This is a genomic window from Chromohalobacter canadensis (genome assembly GCF_029544075.1).
Lineage (GTDB): Bacteria > Pseudomonadota > Gammaproteobacteria > Pseudomonadales > Halomonadaceae > Chromohalobacter > Chromohalobacter canadensis_A.
This window is the reverse complement of sequence record NZ_JAJQJH010000003.1, coordinates 281,811-288,483: the sequence shown is the minus strand read 5'-3', so window position 1 is coordinate 288,483 and position 6,673 is coordinate 281,811. Positions and strand designations below refer to the sequence as shown.

The window sequence follows — 6,673 nt, the reverse complement described above, 5'->3', positions numbered from 1 at the left end:
AGCAGTGAAACCGCTTAGCGCCGATGGTAGTGTGGGGCTTCCCCATGCGAGAGTAGGTCATCGTCAGGCATTTCTTCCGAACCCCGGCCCTTGGTCGGGGTTCATTCGTTGAGGGGCTTCCCCACGGCGAGTCCCGGCGCGCCGGCCGGGTCATGCGTCAGGCATTTCTTCTAAAACCCCAGCTTCGAAAGAGGCGGGGGTTTTGTCGTTTATGGGCCTCTACCCACATGCACGTCTAAGCAGTACAATTCGCGGCAAGAATCCACTCTTTTCAGTCAGATGCTTTATCAGCATCGACTGCCGCAAATCAGCGAAGTATATCGATGTCAGACACTCAAGTGGCTAAAGAAGCAGAATTACGCCGGACCTTCGCCATTATCTCGCACCCCGACGCCGGCAAGACCACCATTACCGAAAAAATGCTCCTGTTTGGCAACGCGATTCAGCTCGCTGGTTCGGTCAAGAGCAAGCGCGATGAACGTCATGCGACCTCCGACTGGATGAAGATGGAGCAGGAGCGTGGCATCTCGGTAACGACTTCCGTGATGCAGTTCCCGTACAACGGTCGGATCGTCAATCTGCTCGATACGCCTGGCCACGAAGACTTTTCCGAGGATACTTACCGAACGCTGACGGCCGTGGATTCGGCACTAATGGTGATCGATGGTGCCAAAGGGGTCGAGGACCGTACTATCAAGCTGATGGATGTCTGTCGTTTGCGGACGACGCCAATTCTGACATTCATCAATAAGATGGACCGTGATATCCGTGACCCGGTCGAGGTGATGGATGAAGTCGAGACGGTACTGAACATTCAGTGTGCCCCGATGACTTGGCCGGTGGGGATGGGGCGCCATTTTCGTGGCGTCTATCACCTCTACAATGATGTCATTCACCTTTACAAGCAGGGCCAAGGCAACCGGATCCCGGAAGATCTGCGCATCGAAGGGCTCGATAGCCCCGAGGTCGAGGAAACATTAGGCCAGGATGCTGCGGAGGAATTACGGGCGGAAGTCGAGTTGGTTCGCGGCGCGTCTCATACTTTCGATCTTGATGCATACCGCCGCGGCGACCTCACCCCAGTGTACTTTGGAACGGCCATGGGTAATTTCGGGGTGCGTGAAATGCTCGATGGTTTCGTCGAATATGCGCCCTCACCGTTAGCCCGCGATACCAATAAGCGCACCGTAGAAGCAAGTGACGAACGTTTCACCGGTTTCGTGTTCAAGATCCAGGCTAATATGGATCCCAAGCACCGTGACCGGGTTGCCTTCTTACGGGTGTGTTCAGGGAAGTACGACAAGAACATGAAGATGCGCCACGTGCGCATTGGTAAAGACGTTAAGATTGCCGATGCACTGACGTTCATGGCATCTGACCGTTCTCATGTCGAAGAAGCGTGGCCCGGCGACATCATCGGATTGCACAACCATGGCACGATTCAGATCGGCGATACCTTCACTCTGAACGAGGATATGCGCTTCACGGGTATTCCGCACTTTGCGCCCGAGCTTTTCAAACGTGTGCGATTGCGTGATCCGCTCAAGATGAAGGCCCTGCAAAAAGGGTTGAAGCAGCTCTCGGAGGAGGGCGCGACGCAGGTGTTCATGCCGATGGACAACAACGACTTGATTGTCGGTGCCGTCGGGTCACTGCAGTTCGATGTCGTCGCGCATCGCCTGAAGCAGGAGTATAAGGTCGATTGCCTTTATGAGCCGGTCAACGTACAAACCGCGCGTTGGGTATATTGCAACGACGCCAAGATGCTTGATGAGCTGAAGCGCAAGGCCAGCACCAACCTTGCCTGGGACGGTGGAGACTATCTCACTTATCTGGCGCCGACGCGCGTCAACCTGCAGATGACACAGGAGCGTTGGCCGGACGTTGAATTCCGGGCCACGCGCGAACACTAAGTCCCGCTAGCATTTCGTCTTCGCCGACTCATCCCCATCGTATGCGTCGGCGAGAGAGGCACACCATGTCTGCGACTCTGATCGATGCCCATTGTCATCTCGATTTCGATGTCTTCGATGAAGACCGCGATGCTGTACTGGCGCGTGCGGCCAAGGCTGGAGTGGGACATTACATTGTTCCGGGGACGACGCGTGAGCGTTGGCCACAGGTAGCCGCTCTTGGGCGACGTTCAGAGATCAGTGTCTGCTATGGGCTGCACCCTTACTTTCTTCAGGCCCATACGCCCGAAGATACTAACGCTCTTGAAGCCCAGCTCGACGCCTACCCGGATACCGTCGCCCTCGGCGAATGTGGCATCGACGCGCGTCTTGATGATCTCGATCGCCAATGGCAACTCTTCGATGCGCAATTACGCATCGCTAAGCGGCGCCACCTGCCGGTTGTGATTCACTGTGTCCAGGCCAACGATCAAGTGGTAAAGCGCTTGCGCCAGCTCGCATTGCCTGCCGGTGGCCTGATACACGCGTTCTCGGGGAGCCCCGAACAGGCTCAAGGCTTCCTGGAGGCGGGCTTCGTTCTGGGGATCGGCGGGGGCGCGACCTATGCACGCGCTAAGCGCCTACGGCGCGCTATACGTTCGCTGCCCGACGATGGTTATGTCCTCGAGACCGATAGCCCGGATATGCCGCTGTACGGCGAGCAAGGGCGACGCAATGAGCCAGCCCGAGTTCATGCTGTGTGTGAAACGGTGTCTGAGCTCCGAGAACAGTCCTATGCCGCGGTGGCAATGCAGAGCACCGCCACCGCGCGCCGCCTATTCGGATTGGTGCCACATCAAGCCTGAAGAGACATACTTTCTGGATCGACGCGTTCGATCGCATAGGGTAACGCTAGACGCTTGAGCGGAACGCCATCGATGTTGAGCTCGCGAGGTTCATCGCGCTGCGTAATGATAGCGAGTACTTCGGCTTTTCCGTCAGCGTTTAGGGCAGCGCACACGACGTCGCCTTGAGATTTGCCGTTAGTGTCGTGTACGGGCGTTCCGAGCGTCGGTAGCGTGTCGCTTTCCAGTTGAGCACGCAGCAGACGTTTCTTGACCTGGCCACGGAAATGCGCCCGCGCGACCACTTCTTGTCCGGTGTAACACCCTTTGCGAAAGCTGATACCACCCAAGGCTTCCCAGTTGATCATCTGCGGGAGATAACTATCACGTTGCGCATCGCCCAACCAGGCGAGGCCGGCTTGGATATCCTGCAGACGCCATACGGCGTTGCCGACGGGCGTTGCGATGTTCTCGAAAGCCTTCCATAGGGACAAGGCCGTGGCCTCGGGAGCGACGATCATGAAGCGAGGCATCGGGCCTGGGTGGTGTAGTATGACCGCTGCATGGCTTTGAGCCATAGCCCATGTGGCGGGGGCAGCTACATCGAGCTGAGTCTCGACCTGAGCAGCTGCGTCTTCGCCCAGTACACCGAATACCCGCGTTGCCGGCCGCGTGATCTCGACCTTGTAAAAGGGCGCGTATTTCGCGAGGTGCGCGTGCAACGGGTCTACTACGCCGATATCCAGCAGGAGCCAATAGCGTGTCTCGTCCACACGCATCAATTGGCCGTTGGCCAGCATGCGCCCCTTGGGCGAGCAAAATGCCGTTAAAGGCGCGAACTCGCCATTGACAAGTTCAACCTGGGCGCTGGTCTGCCCCTGGAGAAAACGTTCGGCATCGGGACCGGCAATTTCCATGATCGAGTACTGTGGCAACGGGGCAATTGCCGTGGACGACAAAGGCACGCGAGCCTGGGACACGGCCTCGCCGAAGTGCCACTCATTCTCTGCTGCGCGCACTAGCCCTTGCGTTTCAAGATGACTAATCCAATCGTTCATGGAATAACTCCGTATCGCGAACGCGGCGGTCGCTCGACTGTATTCAAATGTCACCCTCGAATATCAGGGCGGGCAAGGGATTTTCCAACCACCGCGGCACCGTCGTTGTGCCATGATAAACTCCCCGGCAAACGAATGAACGAATGGAGAAGACCCCATGGCGCGTATAGCACTGACCTTCGAGCAGGTCGACAGTGCCGAGGATGTCAATCGCATCACCACGGCCCTGATGGAGATGGACGGCGTCGAGGAGGCCGAGGTCGGCCGTCATGGCGCCGACGTGGAAGGGCGCGTGCGGCGCGAGGCGTTGCTGCAAACCATCCAGGCGCTGGGGTACAAGGCACACTGACTGTCACACGAGAGGTAGCCATGACGATCACGGTCATCACGCAGCGCGACGGCTCGCTTCGCCAGCAGGCGACGGTAAAGGAATTTTCGGCGTTGGCGGTGGATGCTCCGCGAGAGGTGGGTGGGGATGAAAGTGCGCCTGATCCGCACGACTATTTCGATCTGTCGCTCGGTGCGTGCAAGGCCATGACGGCCCTGATGTACGCGCGGCGTAAGCAATTGCCCGTGGAAACGATCACCGCGACCGTCGAGCGTGACGCCAGTGATGAGGCCCGAGGTCATTACCGGCTTACCGTTACCCTGGCGTTTGAGGGGATCGATGATCCCGAGACGCTGAACCGTCTGCTCGAGATTGCCGATCGCTGCCCGATACAACGCCTGATGACCGCCAGCGAGGTGGACATCACTACGCGCCCGGCCTGACCGCAACCGCGGTCAAGGCTTGAACGGCCCTTACCTCGCCCTTATGTGAGACTCATGAGCAAACCCTTTCGCATTCAGTCGCAATTCCAGCCTGCAGGCGATCAGCCGGCGGCTATTGAAGGCCTGATACATGGCTACAATGCTGGACTTGCGCATCAAACACTGCTCGGTGTCACCGGGTCCGGGAAAACGTTCACCATGGCCAACGTGGTGGAGCGCCTACAGCGTCCGACCATTGTCATGGCCCCGAACAAGACGCTAGCCGCCCAGCTTTACGGCGAGTTCAAGAGCTTTTTCCCCGATAACGCGGTCGAGTATTTCGTTTCGTATTACGACTACTATCAGCCGGAAGCCTATGTGCCGTCGTCGGACACCTTCATCGAGAAGGATGCCTCGATCAACGACCATATCGAGCAGATGCGTCTCTCGGCGACCAAAGCGCTTCTGGAGCGTCGTGATTCGCTGATCGTGGTGTCCGTCTCGGCCATTTACGGCTTGGGGGATCCCGATCAGTACTTGAAGATGCGCTTGCACTTCAACCGTGGCGAACTGATCGATCAGCGTACCTTCCTGCGGCGCCTCGCCGAACTGCAATATACCCGCAACGACATGGATTTTCGTCGCGGGACCTATCGCGTTAGAGGAGATGTCATCGACGTCTTCCCGGCAGATGCGGAAGACGAAGCAGTGAGGGTGGAGCTTTTCGATGACGAGATCGAGACCATCAGCCTGTTCGACCCTCTGACCGGCGAAGTGCGTGGCAAGGTGCCGCGTATGACGATTTATCCCAAGAGCCACTACGTGACACCGCGTGAGACGATTCTCGGCGCCGTGGATGACATCAAGGCCGAGCTGGCCGAGCGGTTGGACTGGTTGCGCAAGAACGACAAGCTCGTCGAAGCCCAGCGTCTTGAGCAGCGTACGCTTTATGATATCGAAATGATGCTCGAACTGGGATATTGCAACGGCATCGAGAACTACTCGCGCTATCTCTCGGGCCGCGCGCCGGGCGAGCCACCCCCGACGTTCTTCGATTATCTCCCAGATGATGCGCTGTTGTTCATCGATGAATCTCACGTCAGCGTTCCCCAAGTGGGCGGTATGTACAAGGGGGACCGTTCACGCAAGGAAACGCTGGTCGAATACGGCTTCCGGCTACCCTCGGCATTGGACAATCGTCCAATGAAGTTCGAGGAATGGGAGCGTATCTGCCCGCAGGCTACCTTTGTTTCTGCGACGCCGGGCAAGTATGAAGCAGAACATGCAGGCCAGGTCGTCGAGCAGGTCGTGCGTCCCACTGGCTTGGTCGATCCCGAAATCGAAGTGCGGCCGGCAGGTACGCAGGTAGATGATTTGCTCTCCGAGATTCGGCTGCGTGCCGATGTAGGGGAGCGCGTTCTGGTGACAACGTTGACCAAACGCATGGCCGAAGATCTCACCGAGTATTTCGACGAGCACGATGTCCGTGTTCGCTACCTGCACTCCGATATCGATACCGTTGAGCGCATCGAAATCATTCGCGACTTGCGGCTGGGGAAATTTGATGTGCTCGTAGGCATCAACCTGCTGCGAGAGGGGCTAGATATCCCGGAAGTCTCGTTGGTGGCGATACTCGATGCCGATAAGGAGGGCTTCCTACGTGCTGAACGTTCACTGATTCAGACCATCGGGCGTGCGGCGCGTAACGCGCACGGCAAGGCGATTCTTTACGGTGACCGGATCACGGATTCGATGCGTCGGGCGATGGATGAAACCGAACGCCGTCGTGAAAAGCAGATCGCGTTCAACGAAGAGAATGACATCACGCCCAAGACGGTGACGAAGTCGGTTGCCGATATCATGGAAGGGGCTCAGACACCTGGTAAGAAAACGGGACATAAGCGCCCCGACAAGCGTGTCGCCGAAGCCCCGGGCGACTACAGTGCCGAGCAGCTCAATCAGATGGATGCCGCAGGCCTGACGCGGGAAATTGGCAAGCTCGAGGACGCCATGCATGAAGCGGCGCAAAATCTGGAGTTCGAAGAAGCCACGCGGCTGCGCGATCAACTGCAATCCCTGAAGGCACGGTTGCTTGAATTGGGGTAATGGCAATGTATAGATTTATACC

The 6,673-nt window shown here is 57.7% G+C and carries 6 protein-coding genes; 5 read left to right on the top strand and 1 reads right to left on the bottom strand.

Translation table 11 applies throughout. From position 1 onward, the window contains the following. Positions 1-323: 323 nt before the first annotated feature. On the top strand, positions 324-1,913 hold the full coding sequence (locus LUN51_RS07550; RefSeq protein WP_246895279.1) for a peptide chain release factor 3: 1,590 nt from the start codon (positions 324-326) through the stop codon (positions 1,911-1,913). A 65-nt stretch (positions 1,914-1,978) separates the two neighbouring features. Next, positions 1,979-2,758, top strand: a complete 780-nt coding sequence (locus tag LUN51_RS07545; protein WP_097023731.1) for a TatD family hydrolase — start codon at positions 1,979-1,981, stop codon at positions 2,756-2,758. Here LUN51_RS07545 and LUN51_RS07540 read toward each other — a convergent pair. Continuing rightward, entirely contained in the window at positions 2,749-3,795 is a 1,047-nt protein-coding gene (locus LUN51_RS07540; RefSeq protein ID WP_246895277.1) for a YgfZ/GcvT domain-containing protein, read from the bottom strand. The two genes, LUN51_RS07545 and LUN51_RS07540, sit on opposite strands and share 10 nt — an antisense overlap. Before the next feature lie 157 nt (positions 3,796-3,952). Between LUN51_RS07540 and LUN51_RS07535 the strand changes: the two genes are divergently transcribed. Genes LUN51_RS07535 through uvrB form a run of 3 tightly spaced genes read left to right on the top strand, consistent with a single transcriptional unit; the run spans position 3,953 to position 6,651 of the window. After that, positions 3,953-4,144: a hypothetical protein gene (locus LUN51_RS07535; protein WP_040241062.1), complete on the top strand. Its 192-nt coding sequence runs from the start codon at positions 3,953-3,955 to the stop codon at positions 4,142-4,144. Positions 4,145-4,164: 20 nt separating this feature from the next. Beyond that, positions 4,165-4,566 (top strand): OsmC family protein, encoded by a 402-nt coding sequence (locus LUN51_RS07530; RefSeq protein ID WP_040241064.1) that lies wholly within the window; start codon positions 4,165-4,167, stop codon positions 4,564-4,566. 54 nt (positions 4,567-4,620) lie between these two features. Then, positions 4,621-6,651 (top strand): excinuclease ABC subunit UvrB, encoded by a 2,031-nt coding sequence (uvrB, locus tag LUN51_RS07525; protein ID WP_097023728.1) that lies wholly within the window; start codon positions 4,621-4,623, stop codon positions 6,649-6,651. Positions 6,652-6,673: the final 22 nt, after the last annotated feature.